Source organism: Specibacter sp. NPDC078692 (assembly GCF_040686835.1).
GTDB lineage: Bacteria > Actinomycetota > Actinomycetes > Actinomycetales > Micrococcaceae > Specibacter.
Genome location: NZ_JBFBLV010000007.1, coordinates 20,261 through 32,759 on the forward strand (window position 1 = coordinate 20,261; position 12,499 = coordinate 32,759).

Sequence of the window (12,499 nt, forward strand, 5' to 3'; positions counted from 1 at the left end):
TTTTCGCTCAGCCGCCAGCCGCTCGCCCGTTCTAGATTTCCACCGACTGCCCAGCGTTGAGGTGACGGAACTGCACCCCGTGCAGCCCGCCGATCCTGGCAATGTGAGATTCGGTGAACGCTAATCCTTGCTCATTGAGGAGACCGTCGTGGATTTGGAAGGCGTGGGGTGCCCGTACCGAGACCACAAAGTCCACCACCTCGGACACCTTGGACCAGGGCGCATGGACCGGGACCAACAGGGTGCCCACACTGACCCCGTCGGGGACTATCAGGGAGTCGCCCGGGTGATAGACGTCGTCGTCAATCAGGTAGCCCACATTGGCAACCACCGGGATGGAGGGGTGGATCAGGGCGTGCTGGCCGCCGAAGCACTGGATCGCAAAGCCTGCCGCCGTGAATGAGTCCCCAGGCGCGGCGTCCAGAATCCGTTCCGCAGCTTCCGGCGCCCGTACCCGCAAGTCCCGGGCCACCCCAGTGGGAGCGTGAATGCTCAGCTCGGGGATGGCGGTCAAAGCCTTGGTGAGGGCGTCGCCGTCGTAGTGGTCGGCATGTTCATGCGTGATCAGCACCGCGTGGGCGCCATCCAAAGCGGTGGCGGATTCGGAGAAGACTCCGGGGTCCAGCACCAGTACACGGCCGTCCTGCTCGAGTCGAATACAGGCGTGGGAGAATTTTGTGAGCAACATGGTCACAGCCTATGCCTGGAGTTCAGCCCCGCCAAGGGCAGCAACAAGGGGACGTTAATGGGCAGGTGCGCTAGGCTGGTTGATTGAATCGAAGCGTGAAGAAAGAGGGTTGTGGGCATGTCGGATGCACCGATGAAGGAGCAGCGCGTCACCAAGCAGCGTGTTGCCATCAGCGCCGCCATGGACACCCTGGATGACTTTGTCAGCACCCAGGAACTCCACCGTCTGCTGCACGAGGCAGGGACCCCGGTCTCGCTGGCCACCACGTACCGTATTCTTGCCTCCATGGCTGAAGAGGGCCTGCTGGACACTCTCCGAAACGGGGAGGGCGAGGCCGTGTACCGCCGCTGCAATGCGACGAGTCACCACCACCACCTGCTGTGCCGCAACTGCGGGAAAACCGTGGAAGTTGAGGCTCCCGCAGTGGAGAGCTGGGCGGCTCGCATCGCCGCCGATCATGGTTTCACCCAGGTCCAGCACACCGTGGAAATTTACGGCCTGTGCCCGGAATGCTCGGCGCAGGCCTAATTTAGTAGGCCTAATTTACCGGGCCTACTTTACTAGGCGGCCACGGCGGGCCGAGCAGACCAGCCCCGGCGTCGCCGCCAGGACCCGGCCACGCGGCAGAGCAGATAGATCACAAACGACAACGTGGTGACGTAAGGGCTAATCGGGATACTTCCACCCAGGGCGATCATAATCCCACCCACGGTGGAGATCATGGCGAACGCCACGCTCAGTAACACCACCATCCGCGGGGCCACCGTTACCTGAAGGGCCGCAGCAGCCGGGGTGATCAAGAGTGCCAGAACCAGCAGCGCACCGACCACCTGAATCGAGAGCGCCACGGCAATACCCAAGAGGAACATGAACGCCAGCGACAACGTTCGCACGGGAACACCGCGCGCCGTGGCAATATCGGGATCAACGCTGGCGAAGGTCAGCGGACGCCAAATCAGGGCGAGCCCAGCCACCACCACCAGCGCGGTGCCGGCTAGAACCGAAAGCTGCGTGGCATCAACAGAGACAATCTGACCGGTCAGCAGACCAAATTTGTTGGCCGAACGGCCGTCGTACAGGGACAAAAAGAGAATGCCCAGGCCCAGCCCAAAGGGCATGATGACGCCAATGACAGAGTTTTTCTCTCTGGCACGCACACCCATGACACCGAGTAGCAGTGCCGCAGCGATGGAGCCCGCCAGCGAACCCAGAATGACATCGACCCCGATGAGCAGGGCAAAGGCCGCCCCGGCAAAGGACAGCTCGGCGATGCCATGGACGGCGAAGGCAAGATCGCGCATCATGACGAAGGTGCCCACCAAGCCGCCTACCAGACCAAGAATGGCACCGGCCAGTATGGTGTCGCGAAAGAGCGGAAGCAGTTCCGCGTAGTTGCTGAAGTTAAAGACCGCTTCTGAAAAGTCCGCCCAGCTCATGGCCGTCCCCCGTCAAATGTGCTTTCCGTGGCCGGAACGGCGTGAGTGTGCAGATGGTCTTCCGCATGGCCGTCAACCACGGAATCTGGCCGCCCCACCACCACGAGCCTGCCGTCAACGTTGAGCACCTCAACCCTGGTTTGGTACAGCTTGGACAGCACCTCGGTCCGCATCACATCCGCAGGGGCACCGAGAGTGAAACGCCCCCCAGCGAGGTACAGCACCCTATCTACGTGCTCCAGAATGGGGTTGATTTCATGCGTGACAAAGACGACTGCGGTTCCGTTCGCCTTTGCCTGTTGGGCCACGAGCTCGCTCACAGCCTTTTGGTGATGCATATCCAGCGAGAGCAGTGGTTCGTCACAGAGCAGGACCTTTGGGTTGGAAGCTAGCGCTTGGGCAATCCGCAACCGTTGCTGCTCACCGCCGGAGAGCATGCCTACGGGAATCTTGGCGTAGCTACTGGCCCCGACCATTTCTAACAGTTCATCCACACGCTGATGGTAGCCGCGGCCACGCATCCTAAAGCCCCATTTGTGGCCATCAACCCCAAGTCCCACGAGGTCGCGGGCCCGCAGGGCAGTGTCAGGGGAAAAGTTTTTTTGTTGGGGAACATAGCCAATGGTGCGGCTACCGCGTTTGGCGGGTGCGCCGTCGAGCATGATCAGTCCCGAGCTCAGCGGAGCCAGGCCCAACAGAATTTTCAGGAAGCTTGTTTTGCCGCTGCCATTGGCACCCAGGACGGCCAGGAATTCACCGGGCGACACCTCTAAGTTGAGGTCTTGCCAGAGGGTGCGTTGGCCGTACTTGAGGGTTGCTCGCTTGAGCGTGATGACTGATGGTGCTGATTCGCTCATTTTCCAGCCGTTGTAGTTAGTCCTTGTTCCAAGTTACTTACATTAGCAATCATCCAGTCGAGGTAGCTCGTGTCAGCTGGCAAGGTCTCTGCAAAGTCCACCACAGGGACTCCGGCCTTCTCAGCAGCAGCCTTGACCTGCTCGGTCTGCGGGCTTTCGGTCTGGGTGTTGTAGGCCAACACGGCAACCTTGCCAGAGGCCATCATGGCCAGCACTTCGGTCAGTGTCGAAGCCGGAACATCGGCGCCATTCTCGATAGCAGAGGTGAACTTTTCCGGTGTTTCATTGACCAAACCCGCCTCGGCGAGCAGGTAGAGCGGAACCGGCTCCGTCACGGCCGCACCAGCGCCATCGTGGTCCTTCTTCAACACCGCAAGGCGGGACTCCACAGTCGCGATCTGAGTTTTGAACGCAGCGGCCTGATCGGTGAATGTCGCCGCTTGCGCTGGCAGCTCGGCACTGAAACGGGTGGCAAGATCATCGGCCAGCTTGAGAATGGTGGGTAGTGAATACCATACGTGCTCATTGAAATCAGCGCCTGTATCCAGACCGGACAACTCGCTGACATTGACAATGTTCTTCGTGTCCAGCTGCCCCTTGGCTAGCTGAGTGAAGAAGTCGTCGTAGCCGCCACCATTCTCAATACCTACCTGAGCTTTTGACACGGCCAACTTGTCCTGGGCGTTGGCTTCGTAGCCATGCGGGTCGGCGGCGGGATCAGAAATGATGGTGTGAACACTGACGTGGTCTCCCCCAATGCTCTTGGCAATATCGCCGTAAACATTGGTGGAGGCCACGACCGCAATGGTTCCAGCATTGCTGGCTTCGGTCCCGGAAGGGGTCCCGCCGCCGCACCCTGCCAGGGTGAGTGAAGCCGCCAAAACGGCCCCCATGAGCAGAAGTGAGCGGCGGGTTGCAGACATGCGATTCCTTTGAGAGATGCTAATGAGAATTGTTACCAATAAGACCAGCATAACGCATATTAGGAATCGTTCGCATCAAGCCCTTCTGCGCTCCTGGATGTGCGTCTGGGTAGCGTCGCGAATCTCGCCCACCAATTGCTCGATGACGTCTTCCAGGAACAGCACTCCCAGGGTTTGTTCATTGGTATCGATGACGCGGGCCATGTGCGATCCGCTGCGCTGCATGGTTGCCAGCACATCCTCAATTTCCTCGGTGGCCTGCAGGTTCACCATGGAACGCACGCGCGCTTCACCAATGGGCGTCTGGTAACGCTCCAGTGGAATCCGCAGCACATCCTTCAAGTGCAGATACCCAATCAAGGAGCCTGCCTCATCGGCAAAGACAAACCGGGAAAACCCGGTCTTGCCGACCTTCCGCTCGAAGTCCACAGGCGTGGCATTCACCGGCAAGGTGACCAGCCCGGCCAGCGGCACCATGATGCCTTGGGCCGTTTGGGAGGAGAATTCCAAGGCACCGGTAATGAGCCCTGTCTGGTCATCCACCAGCCCGCTGCGGGTGGATTCCTCCACGATGGATTGCACCTCTTCAAGCGTGTAGCTAGAGGAGACCTCATCCTGGGGTGTAATCCCGAACAACCGCACAATATGGTTGGCGCTCCAGTTCAACGCCACGATCACGGGACGGACCACCTTGGCCACGAGCACCAGCGGCGGAGCCAGCAGCAGGGCCGCCTTGTCTGCGGCGGAAACGCTCATGTTCTTGGGGACCATCTCACCAAAGGTCACGTGCAAGAACGTCACCAGCGCCAAGGTGATAACAAAGGCCACCGGTGATGCCACATTGTCTTGAACCCCTATGGCGTGCAGCGGTTCCGCAATCAAGTGGTGAATGGCAGGTTCGGCGACGTTCAAGATCAACAGTGAACACACCGTAATACCCAGCTGCGAACAGGCGAGCATGAGCGAGACATTTTCCATGGCGCCCAAGGTGATCTTGGCGCGCTTGGAACCGGCGTCAGCGAGAGGTTCAATCTGGCTGCGCCGTGCGGTCATGACAGCAAACTCAGCGGCTACAAAGAACGCGTTACCCAGCAGCAGCACCACTAGCCAGGCAAGTCCGGCCCAAGGGCTCATCGGGACTCACCGCGCTCTTTGGATTCTGCCGCACGCTTGGTGTCTTTTTCGGTTCCGAGGGCGTCACCATCAGTACCTTCTGTGGATGGTGCCGGGATAAAGCGGATCCGGTCAATCCGGCGTCGTTCTATCCGGTCAACCACCAACTGACCACCTTCAACCGAAACACTGTCACCAGGTGCGGCGATGCGGCCCAGTTCGGCCATCATGAAGCCACCCACAGTTTCGTAGCCGGCCTCGTCGGGGACATTGAGCGGGCCAATGCGCTCGGAAACCTCGTCGGGGCGCATGAGACCTGGGAAGAACCACGTGCCGTCCGCGCCGAGCAGGATGCCGGGCTTGATGCGGTCGTGTTCGTCGGAGACTTCGCCAACAATTTCCTCTACCAAATCTTCCAGCGTGGTCACCCCAGCCGTGCCACCGTATTCGTCCTGCACCACGGCCATCTGCAGATTGCCTTCACGAAGCTCCAGGATCAGGGCGTCGAGATGAACGGTTTCGGGCACCCTCAGGACCTCTGTCATGATGGCACCCACTTCAAGGTCCTCGCGTTTATGGAAGGGCACTGCAACAGCCTTTTTCAGGTGGACCACGCCCACAATATTGTCCGGTGACTCATAGATAACCGGGAACCTGGAGAAGCCGGTTCGGCGGGCGGCATCGATGATCTCGGCCACGGACTGCGTGCTCTCGATGGTCTCAACCTGCATGCGCGGGGTCATGACATCGGCGGCCGTACGCCCAGAGAAGCTCAGCGTGCGGGCCACAAACGTCGCGGTTCCCACATCCAAAGTGCCCATGGCGGCCGATCGGCGCACCAGAGAAGCAAGCTCCGACGGCGAACGAGCACCGGAAATTTCTTCCTTGGCTTCCATGCCGAACAAGTTCAGAACCTTGTTGGAGAAGCCGTTCAAAACGATGATGGCGGGCTTGAACACGGCTGTGAAGATCAGCTGCGGGCGAGCTACCAGTTTGCCAATTTCAAAGGACTTGGCGATGGCCATGTTCTTCGGGACCAGTTCACCAATCAGCATCGACAGCAAGGTTGCGATCAACATGGCCAGAGTCAGTGCGACCGCGGCGATGGCTGGTTCCGGGACACCCATGGCGCTCAGCGGCTCCGTGAGCAACACACCCAGGGACGGCTCCATCAAGAAGCCCGTCAACAAGGTGGTCAAGGTGATACCTAGCTGGCAGCTGGAGAGTTGAGTAGACAGTGACTTCAAGCAGCGCAGCAGAGGTTCTGCGGCTTTGTCGCCAGCATTCACTGCCCGCTGGACGGTGGACTGGTCCAGTGCAACGAGAGAAAATTCAACGGCAACAAAGAATCCTGTGCCAAGGATGAGCAGCAGACCTGCTGCAAGTAATATCCATTCCATTTACAGCATCCCCCATGTCAGTACATGCCGTGATGTTGCATGCATGTGGGGGTTGGCCGCCGGCGGAGGGTGGTCGGCGGCGGGGCCGGTCACTGCAGGGGTGGGAGAACTTTGGTCATGTGTGCGGGTTTTGCCGGCATGGGCAACGTGGTTGCAGGCGGCACTCGAAGTGCTCTGCAGACCGTTGCGCCGGCCCCTAGATTTACTTTCCATTGGACGGCCAGTCTACCCCAGCGCGCCGCAGACTCTTCGATGATCCCAGGAGTATGAAGATGAACAAACGCTGCGAGTTTGCCGCAGATATTGAGCGAACTCCTGGCGTGTATCGAGTATGCGGCTAGTACGGCATCACGCTGTGTTCGCCAAGGGCGTGGAAGTTGCGACTGTGATAGACCATAGGTGCGCTAGCGCTCACGGGTGGGAAATTCGCTTGCGCAGGATTGGCTTGTGCAGGATCGACTTGTGCAGCAGGGCCACTTCTACCCGGTGTCATGATCTCCAGCACTTGCGCCGCCAACAACAGCGAGCCACCGGCCGGGGTGCGGCTCAGAATCTTGCACCGCAGAGCGTAGCCACCATGGGTCAGTAATGGTTCCCCTGTCTCGAGCCGAGTCCAGGGCATGGCAGCGGTAAAGCGTTCAGAGTTTGAATTGGCGAAGGTCTTGGCCAATTCCAGATCGTCTGTTGTTAGCAGATGCACCACCACTGAATTGGCCACGGCGAGTGCGGCTGCCGATCCGCTGGACGCGGCTAGAGAGAATGCCAGCAGAGGTGGCTCGGCAGATACCGAAGCCACGGACGACGCCGTAATACCCACCGGTCCCGTCGCTGAGTCTGCCGTAATGACCGAAACTCCTGCCGGGTGGCCACCGAAGGCAGCCTTGAAGCTGTCGGTCAATGCTGGGTCAATCTGCGCTGCTTGTCCCACTGCCGAAACCGGACTTCCCGTTGCGGCTCCTTCGCCTTGCACTGCCGCTATGTGCACGGTCGCGGTGTGCACGGTCTCAATTTGCGCGGTCATGATCAAAATTCCTCTCACCTCGCCCAGCCTCATCAGGCCAGGTTCCTCAAGTGACTCTAAAACCTCAACTATAGTTGAGGTCAAACCAGGCCGCCATGAGTCCTCTCACTCCAGCACTTGACTCCAAATCGCAGTCGTGGCGGATACGCGGCATGTGCAAGCTCGTCGTGGATTCAACGATTGTTACGCGGAGCCGCGCCTATCAGCGGACCCGTCCCCGTCCCCGATCCCATCGAATGCGCGGGCACCGGGGCCCTGTCCGGCCACTTGATCGTCCGGATTCACAAAGCCGCATTCAGCCAGTGAGAGACAGCCGCAGCCAATGCACCCGCCTAAACTTCCGCGCAGTTTTTGCAGGGCGGCAATGCGGGTATCGAGCTCTCGCTGCCAGTGCTCGGAGAGCCGCTGCCAATCAGCCTGGGTGGGAACCCCGTGATCGGGCAACTCCGCAAAGACGGCTGCCACCAGCGAAAGCGGGATGCCTGCGCGCTGGGCTGCCCTAATGACTGCCACACGCCGCAGTACCGAACGTGAGAAGCGGCGTTGGTTCCCGGAAGTCCGGGTGCTAAAAATCAGCCCCTGCCGCTCGTAAAAGTGCAGTGCCGAGACGCTGACCCCGCCGCGTTGGGCGAGTTGACCCACGCTCAACTGTTCGTTCGCGCGGTGCCCGGCTCCGGCGTCGTGCATGCTAGCCAGCCGCGATGGTGCGAATCCCAGCCACAGCCTGATCCAGAATCTCGCTCATACTATGATCGACATCAACCACGACGGCGGCCTCGTCGGCTTCCATGGGTTCCAAGGCTTCCAGCTGCGAGGCCAGCAGATTCGCTGGCATGAAGTGCCCGGAACGGCCCTCGAGCCTGGCACTGAGCACCTCCAAGGAGCCAGCTAGATGTAGGAAAATGGTGTCGGGGGCCTTGGCTCGGATGGCGTCACGGTAGCGCCGCTTCAGTGCCGAACAGGCAACAACCACTCCCCTGCCCGAGGTGGTGGCCAGCTCATGGCCCACCAGATCTAGCCAGGGCCAGCGGTCCTCATCGTTCAAGGGCGTGCCGGAAGCCATCTTGCGAATGTTGCTCAGCGGGTGCAGGGAATCTGCGTCGACGAACGGAAAATCCAAGGCGTCAGCCACCAGGGTGCCGATAGTGCTTTTGCCAGCGCCTGAGACACCCATGACCACAACACGGATGACGTCCGACGACGGGACGGTAGATTCAAAGCTCGAGTTCAAGGGGATATCCATACTCACTTGTATATCAAACGCGAATACTTTTCTCCCCACCGGATGGGCCGGCGGGAAGAAAAGCAGAACCAGCCTAGAGCCGGGTGTCGAAGGAATTGCAGAAGACGTTCTCATTGAACGAGCCCTGGAATTCGGAGAGTCCCTGAATCTTGGCCACGGTGGCCGGATGGCTACGCGGGAGTCCGCATGGGCGTGGATGGCGGTTTTGACCATCGGCACGTCGATGAGATGGTTGGGCTGGTTCAGCGAAACGAACACGGTGGGCACCTCGGTGACGTACCACGGGATTTCCGCGGCCATCGGTGAGGACCACTTGAGGCGTATGGCTGCTTCTTGAGCGAAGCCCTTCACATTCGCGACCACCAGCGCGGCGTCGTACTTATCGGCCTAGTCGGCCGTTGTTTCATCGGAGATGACGGACATGAAGTTCACGCCCTCCTCCCCCGCGGCCCTGCGCTGATCGGCGGTCTTGAAGATGTGCACCTCAAAGCCCACACTTTCAAGCTCCTCGGCCACAACATCCAGATAGCCCAACGGATCTGCCATGGTGAAGTCGGAGCCACCGGAAATACCGTACAGACGGATCTTCTTGTGCGTGGCCGGGGTGACCGTTTTCTCGGCCACGTCAGCGGCAGTGGCGCGGTGTGCCTCGGAACCAATGACAGCCAGCGCCGAAGCAGCAGGAACCAACGCAGCCCGGTCCTTAACGTGCAGCCCCAGCGAAACCTTCAAGGCCAGAATGCGGCGCAACCAGAATTGGCCCTCGCCACAGTGAATCCGGGCGAGACCATCAAGCTTGCCAAGGCCACCTATGTGGGCAATTTTTCCACCGCCCGCGCCGGGACCGGAACGGCCCATCCATCTCGTCGGCACGGCCGATAGCATCCTCATGAACTCCGGCACATCCGGAACTGCCCCAGCCTGCCCCGTTATCCCGCACGGACGGCTGGAATTCAGGCTACGGTCGCTGGCTTTCCAACGCCCCGCACAGGGAGCTCTCCGGCTTCACCAGCACCAACGGCGTTGACGGGTCCCACCGCGTGCAGGTGCTCAACAACCACCTCGGCCCGTTCATCGCCGCCGAACCAGTCGACATCAAGGCAGGAACCTACAACGGCATCATCCGCGGCAACGTGTTCAAGTCCACCATCTCCGACCTGGCGAACAGCGGCAGCTGGGCCATCTTTGACGCGTCAAAAAACTGCACCCTCCCGAACGTCGTCCAGTCATCCAGCACCGTGACGAATGCCGTCAAGGGCCTGAACAACATCGCCGTCACCCCGTAGACCCTGCCCCTCGCGCAGGCACGCACGACGCCGGGCCCGTTCAGCCCCGGCGTCGCCCGATGCCCAGGTGCACCCTTGCGCCCCAGGACGCCCGCTTGGGCGGCTCACGCTGCCGGGCGCCGCCCAAGCGAGCGTCATTGTTCCATGCGGGAGCTGTCTGGCCATTTTGTTGTTGCAGGCCCCGCAAACTAAAACGGCGGAAGTTGCGGCGTATCGGGACTTTCCTTTGGTTGGGTCATACACTTCCAGACAAAAAAAGAGGCTCTGACCTGCACAAACACTAGCCTGACCCCGATTAGCCGGGAAACTCCCGCTAATGCGCAGTCCCCGCTGCCGGTCCGATGGAGCCGCGCAGCACCAACTCGGTCAGCAGAGGTCCGGTGCTTGCCCCCGGCTCGGGCGAATACAGCTTGTCCAGGATATTCCGCACTGCCGCATCCCCTGCTTCGCGCAGCGGCGACTTGATGGTGGACAGCGGCGGAGTGGTGAAGTCCGAGCCAAAGATGTTGTCGAAGCCCAAGATGCTCATGTCTTCAGGGACCTTGATGCCGGCGAGCTGCAGCTCGCGCATCAGCCCGATGGCCATGAGGTCGTTGTAGCAAAACACTGCCGTTGCCCCACTGGAGCGGACGGCAGCGGCGGCGCGGCGTCCGCCGTCGACAGTGGGAACACCCGAGGCAACCACGGTGACGTTCATGCCCGACCATTCGCAGCGTGCCCGGATGCTTTCCCACCTGCGCTTGGACATCCAGGACTTGTCGGGACCGGCCACATAGGCCAGCGATTTGTGGCCCTGGGCGGACAGGTGACAGACGGCCTCCGTGACGCCGGCCTCGGTGTCGGCCACGAGGGAGTCCACGCCGTCAACCAGCCGGTTGACCACCACCACGGGCTTTTGCTGGGCAAGCTCGACGATTTCGGCGTCGGACAACCGGGGGCTGGCGAGGATGATGCCGTCAACCGTGGCCAGCATGCGCTGCGCCGCGGTCAGTTCCAGTTCCGCAGACTCGGTTGATTCAGCCAGCATGAGCGTGTAGCTGCGGGCCGACGCCGCGGCCTCGGCGCCCCGGAGCACGTCAAAGAAGGCGGGGTCGGTGATGTCGGAAACTATCAACCCGATGGAATGTGTTCTGCCGGTGGGCAGGGCCCGCGCAAAGACATTAACCCTGTAGTTGAGGGCTTCAGCAGCATCCTCAATCTTCTTTTGGGTCTTGGCGCTGACCCGGCCCGGCTTGCTCAGTGCCCGTGAAACGGTGGACGGGTTGACTCCGGCACGGGCAGCAATGTCATAGATGGTTGGCGCGGACTTTCCGTTGCGGGCACGCGGGGCCCCCGCGGAAGGTGCCACCGGGCCAGCCGGGGTGCGGGAAGCGGCCGGCGCAGCACTCGGGTCCGCAGGGTCGTTGTGCTTTGCAGGTGTTGCAGTGTTTCCTGAAACATCGCTGGTGTCTTTCAAAGCAGCCCTCCGCCGTAAGTCGTAATGGCCAGCTTAAGCGGTATATGCCTGTTTATCCGGTACCTGCCCCGCCTGTCTAGGCACAGGGTGGCGGGAGGCACTCCCGCCACGCCATGTCAGGCCGATGCCCAACGACCCGGCAGCCGATCTGAAGGCCCGTGCCGCTACACCAAACGCAACGGGCCCGGAGTAGCCGCCCAGTTCGTGGGCGCTCGCAAGGTGCGGCTCAAGGGAGGCAAAGCCTGCGTATCCGTCCCTCGTATCTGTCCCGGCGCAGCGCGTCCATGGTCAGGCGCAGCTCGCCATCGCCCTGCCCCGTGGGCACCACGGTTCCGGAGCCCGCCAGCGCATCCTTGACCTGCAGGTATTCCAGGTAAGGCCGGAGCATGGTGTAGCCGTCCGTGTAGGGCCTGACCCCCACCTGGACAAAGTTCGTGTTGTCCCAGGCAGCCCGCATTGCCGGGGAATCCACCGTCTCCATGATGTCCAAGACCCGCTCGGGGTGTCGTCGTAGATACCCTTTTCGTTTTCGTGCAGGAGCACCACGCCTGCCTCTTGCGCGGTTGCGGCCAGCGCAGCCATGCGTTCCATCACGTCGTCACGAATGTCGGCGGCGGAGAGTTCCGGGGCGTGGAAGTGGGAGAAGATCCGAATGTAGCCGGTGCCCAGTATCCCGGCAGCCTCAATGATCCGCTCCGGCAGCCGTGCCGTGTCCAGGTCCACCACGTTGTTTGTGCCCCAGGGGCTGCGCACCTCAATGTGCCGGGCACCAAGAGTCAGCAGGACGGCGCCTGGATCCTTGGGGCGGGGTCCACCTCGTCGCCGAAGCCGGACTGGGTCCATACAGAGTTGGGCGGTTCAGCCATGCAATCCTCCATACATAGGGAGGCCCCGCGATTGCGCCACTGCGTCACGGCGCCATTGCGTGAGCTCTTTGTGCCCGTTGGGCGGCTGTCCCGGAGCGCCGCCGCACGAGCGATGCCCTGACGCACTGCCACGGGGTTGCGCTGCTTTCGATGGCAACAACCCGACACCCAATTGTCAATCGATTGTCATCACACTTTGCGCTGGGGTTC

Annotated in this window: 14 protein-coding genes and 1 pseudogene; 3 read left to right on the forward strand and 12 right to left on the reverse strand. The window is 61.0% G+C overall.

Going from position 1 to position 12,499, the window contains the following annotated elements:
- Window positions 1–31 precede the first annotated feature (31 nt).
- A complete protein-coding gene (locus AB0O97_RS07040) occupies window positions 32–688 on the reverse strand; it encodes an MBL fold metallo-hydrolase (protein WP_363881280.1) in 657 nt (218 codons plus the stop codon).
- A 117-nt stretch (window positions 689–805) separates the two neighbouring features.
- Between AB0O97_RS07040 and AB0O97_RS07045 the strand changes: the two genes are divergently transcribed.
- Window positions 806–1,216 carry a Fur family transcriptional regulator gene (locus AB0O97_RS07045; RefSeq protein WP_363838527.1) on the forward strand — a complete coding sequence of 137 codons (411 nt, stop codon included), beginning with the start codon at window positions 806–808 and terminating at the stop codon, window positions 1,214–1,216.
- A gap of 32 nt (window positions 1,217–1,248) precedes the next feature.
- Here AB0O97_RS07045 and AB0O97_RS07050 read toward each other — a convergent pair whose 3' ends face one another.
- From AB0O97_RS07050 to AB0O97_RS07085, 8 genes are all read right to left on the reverse strand, one after another.
- Window positions 1,249–2,124 (reverse strand): metal ABC transporter permease, encoded by an 876-nt coding sequence (locus AB0O97_RS07050; RefSeq protein WP_363838524.1) that lies wholly within the window; start codon window positions 2,122–2,124, stop codon window positions 1,249–1,251.
- Window positions 2,121–2,981: an ABC transporter ATP-binding protein gene (locus AB0O97_RS07055; RefSeq protein WP_363881282.1), complete on the reverse strand. Its 861-nt coding sequence runs from the start codon at window positions 2,979–2,981 to the stop codon at window positions 2,121–2,123. The genes AB0O97_RS07050 and AB0O97_RS07055 overlap by 4 nt, the downstream gene beginning before the upstream one ends.
- On the reverse strand, window positions 2,978–3,904 hold the full coding sequence (locus AB0O97_RS07060) for a zinc ABC transporter substrate-binding protein (protein WP_363881284.1): 927 nt from the start codon (window positions 3,902–3,904) through the stop codon (window positions 2,978–2,980). The genes AB0O97_RS07055 and AB0O97_RS07060 overlap by 4 nt, the downstream gene beginning before the upstream one ends.
- A 75-nt stretch (window positions 3,905–3,979) precedes the next feature.
- Window positions 3,980–5,038 carry a hemolysin family protein gene (locus AB0O97_RS07065; RefSeq protein ID WP_363881286.1) on the reverse strand — a complete coding sequence of 353 codons (1,059 nt, stop codon included), beginning with the start codon at window positions 5,036–5,038 and terminating at the stop codon, window positions 3,980–3,982.
- On the reverse strand, window positions 5,035–6,417 hold the full coding sequence (locus AB0O97_RS07070; RefSeq protein ID WP_363881288.1) for a hemolysin family protein: 1,383 nt from the start codon (window positions 6,415–6,417) through the stop codon (window positions 5,035–5,037). The genes AB0O97_RS07065 and AB0O97_RS07070 overlap by 4 nt, the downstream gene beginning before the upstream one ends.
- A 337-nt stretch (window positions 6,418–6,754) precedes the next feature.
- Complete coding sequence (locus AB0O97_RS07075; protein WP_363881290.1) at window positions 6,755–7,438, reverse strand: flavin reductase family protein; 684 nt, start codon at window positions 7,436–7,438, stop codon at window positions 6,755–6,757.
- A 183-nt stretch (window positions 7,439–7,621) separates the two neighbouring features.
- A complete protein-coding gene (gene soxR, locus AB0O97_RS07080) occupies window positions 7,622–8,125 on the reverse strand; it encodes a redox-sensitive transcriptional activator SoxR (protein ID WP_363881292.1) in 504 nt (167 codons plus the stop codon).
- A 1-nt stretch (window position 8,126) separates the two neighbouring features.
- Window positions 8,127–8,681, reverse strand: coding sequence for a gluconokinase (locus AB0O97_RS07085; RefSeq protein WP_363838505.1), 555 nt, complete (start codon window positions 8,679–8,681; stop codon window positions 8,127–8,129).
- Window positions 8,682–8,847: 166 nt separating this feature from the next.
- On the opposite strand from AB0O97_RS07085, the gene AB0O97_RS07090 reads away from it, so the two are divergent.
- The gene (locus AB0O97_RS07090) at window positions 8,848–9,018 is read left to right on the forward strand and encodes a hypothetical protein (RefSeq protein ID WP_363881293.1); all 171 of its coding nucleotides are present in this window, start codon (window positions 8,848–8,850) and stop codon (window positions 9,016–9,018) included.
- Window positions 9,019–9,068: 50 nt separating this feature from the next.
- On the opposite strand, the gene AB0O97_RS07095 is transcribed toward AB0O97_RS07090, so the two are convergent.
- Window positions 9,069–9,554: a hypothetical protein gene (locus AB0O97_RS07095; RefSeq protein ID WP_363881295.1), complete on the reverse strand. Its 486-nt coding sequence runs from the start codon at window positions 9,552–9,554 to the stop codon at window positions 9,069–9,071.
- Window positions 9,555–9,721: 167 nt separating this feature from the next.
- On the opposite strand from AB0O97_RS07095, the gene AB0O97_RS07100 reads away from it, so the two are divergent.
- The gene (locus AB0O97_RS07100; protein ID WP_363881296.1) at window positions 9,722–9,967 is read left to right on the forward strand and encodes a hypothetical protein; all 246 of its coding nucleotides are present in this window, start codon (window positions 9,722–9,724) and stop codon (window positions 9,965–9,967) included.
- Between the two features lie 313 nt (window positions 9,968–10,280).
- Here the strand turns inward: AB0O97_RS07100 and AB0O97_RS07105 are convergent, their stop codons facing one another.
- Both AB0O97_RS07105 and AB0O97_RS07110 read right to left on the reverse strand, forming a co-directional pair.
- Complete coding sequence (locus tag AB0O97_RS07105; protein ID WP_363881298.1) at window positions 10,281–11,423, reverse strand: LacI family DNA-binding transcriptional regulator; 1,143 nt, start codon at window positions 11,421–11,423, stop codon at window positions 10,281–10,283.
- Between the two features lie 150 nt (window positions 11,424–11,573).
- Window positions 11,574–12,289: pseudogene (locus tag AB0O97_RS07110) on the reverse strand (TIM barrel protein); the annotation flags it as partial.
- Between the last annotated feature and the right edge of the window lie 210 nt (window positions 12,290–12,499).

Excerpts from the sequence above, each read along its gene's own strand:
- AB0O97_RS07040 (WP_363881280.1), bottom strand. The coding sequence starts at position 688 with ATGTTGCTCACAAAATTCTCCCACGCCTGTATTCGACTCGAGCAGGAC.
- AB0O97_RS07045 (WP_363838527.1), top strand. The coding sequence starts at position 806 with ATGTCGGATGCACCGATGAAGGAGCAGCGCGTCACCAAGCAGCGTGTT.
- AB0O97_RS07050 (WP_363838524.1), bottom strand. The coding sequence starts at position 2,124 with ATGAGCTGGGCGGACTTTTCAGAAGCGGTCTTTAACTTCAGCAACTAC.
- AB0O97_RS07055 (WP_363881282.1), bottom strand. The coding sequence starts at position 2,981 with ATGAGCGAATCAGCACCATCAGTCATCACGCTCAAGCGAGCAACCCTC.
- AB0O97_RS07060 (WP_363881284.1), bottom strand. The coding sequence starts at position 3,904 with ATGTCTGCAACCCGCCGCTCACTTCTGCTCATGGGGGCCGTTTTGGCG.
- AB0O97_RS07065 (WP_363881286.1), bottom strand. The coding sequence starts at position 5,038 with ATGAGCCCTTGGGCCGGACTTGCCTGGCTAGTGGTGCTGCTGCTGGGT.
- AB0O97_RS07070 (WP_363881288.1), bottom strand. The coding sequence starts at position 6,417 with ATGGAATGGATATTACTTGCAGCAGGTCTGCTGCTCATCCTTGGCACA.
- AB0O97_RS07075 (WP_363881290.1), bottom strand. The coding sequence starts at position 7,438 with ATGACCGCGCAAATTGAGACCGTGCACACCGCGACCGTGCACATAGCG.
- soxR (WP_363881292.1), bottom strand. The coding sequence starts at position 8,125 with ATGCACGACGCCGGAGCCGGGCACCGCGCGAACGAACAGTTGAGCGTG.
- AB0O97_RS07085 (WP_363838505.1), bottom strand. The coding sequence starts at position 8,681 with ATGGATATCCCCTTGAACTCGAGCTTTGAATCTACCGTCCCGTCGTCG.
- AB0O97_RS07090 (WP_363881293.1), top strand. The coding sequence starts at position 8,848 with ATGGCTACGCGGGAGTCCGCATGGGCGTGGATGGCGGTTTTGACCATC.